Genomic DNA, 1,498 nt, shown 5'->3' with positions numbered 1-1,498 from the left:
TTCAGTCCATATAATTTTACCCTGAATAGTCCCATCAAATACATAGATCCAAATGGGATGTGGGTAGAAGGAGCAAATGGTTATTCGACAAATGATCCTGATGAGATGAGGGATTTTTTGAGACAGCTCGAACAACAACAGCGAAGGAGAGAGCAAAAAGAGGAAGATAAAAAGAATAGAAAAAATCAAGAAGCTAGCACTATTGGTATTGGCTTAGGTGTATCTCTTGAAGGAATAAGTGGAGTATCCCAGATAGTTCCTATTGCAGCTTGGGCAACAGCTTCATTTGGTGTGGCGTATGCTGCTTTCGATGCAGGAATAAATATTGAAGCAACAACTTTGTCAATTGCGAATGTTCTGGAAAGATTAGGTGTGCCAGAGCATGTTTTACATTCAAAAGGGGGGAAAAGAAATATTTGGCCTGACCAATATGGATACCCTCCTCAGGTAGGTGACGTTGATTGGAGTAAATCTGATTCCGAATTAGCTCAAGATGTGACAGGAGAATCTAAAATAAAACCAGGGACACCGCCAGGTCATGTAAAAAAATGGTTTAGAGATAAAAGACCAAAATGATGATAGATAAAAAAATTTCTGAAGAATATGAGAAGTACATTATATGTTTTCAGTTTTCAGGGTCAAAACTTTATACAGCTTACGGGCCCGATTTAAATAGTGATGGGGGAGATAAATTCTTAGTTGATGAGAATTTCAATATCCTCCTATTCAGGTCTTGTGATTATATTAACAAATACATTCAAAAAAATAGTGAAAATGCCAATTTGTTTGACGCTGAAAGACTTATAAAATGGGCTCATTTGAATGATGATTTTTCTTGTCAAGCATCCTATGACCTTGACTCAGTGGCTTCTTTGATAAGAAGCACTGAAATTAAATATGAATATTTTGAAGCAAATATTAGATGTCTCTTGGACTTTATCAATCTATTCAAAGATTACTACTATCAAATTAATGATAATACTTTCGACAAGATATTAGGTAACTCCAATTTGAACACTTTTTTGGATTTTGCTTATGATGGCTATCCTTGGAAATCTAACTTTAATAGTTTGGAGCAAAAGTACGAAGCATTTGTTAATCAAGTTAACAATCAAGGCGTATTGTTCGATACAATGAAAATGTATGATTACTTTATTAAAAGGTTTAGGATAATATCTGAATAAGAGCAACCAATTCCCATTGTAGTATAAATGTTTTTAACTTGCTAGCAAAGTGATAGGATAAAAAAATGAAATTTATAGAATGGAACAATATTAGTGAATGTTTAAAGATCAAGTAAAAAAGCTTAAACTGTAGTGATTACTTACTGTTTAGGTAGAATTTTCATCTGTGTGTAGTTTGAATCGGATTTTTGTTGTAGATAATATCTATCATCTTCATATCCTAAATCCTGTACAGAAGTAGAGAGTTCTTCACTTTTTGAGATGATATCTGGTCGAAAAACTGACAACCTGACCTACACCTACGCCAAAGGCAA

The 1,498-nt window shown here is 33.9% G+C and carries 2 protein-coding genes; both read left to right on the top strand.

Annotation, left to right across the window (positions count from 1 at the left end; translation table 11 throughout):
• Positions 1-576, top strand: a 576-nt coding sequence (locus MM214_RS18885) for a hypothetical protein (RefSeq protein ID WP_241297736.1), incomplete at its 5' end; no start/stop codon positions are given.
• Positions 573-1,184 carry a hypothetical protein gene (locus MM214_RS18880; protein ID WP_241297735.1) on the top strand — a complete coding sequence of 204 codons (612 nt, stop codon included), beginning with the start codon at positions 573-575 and terminating at the stop codon, positions 1,182-1,184. The genes MM214_RS18885 and MM214_RS18880, both read left to right, overlap by 4 nt.
• Positions 1,185-1,498: the final 314 nt, after the last annotated feature.

It is taken from the genome of Belliella kenyensis (genome assembly GCF_022549675.1).
GTDB classification, from domain to species: Bacteria; Bacteroidota; Bacteroidia; order Cytophagales; family Cyclobacteriaceae; genus Belliella; species Belliella kenyensis.
The sequence above is the reverse complement of the archived record's forward strand: the minus strand, read 5'-3'. Positions and strand labels throughout refer to the sequence as shown.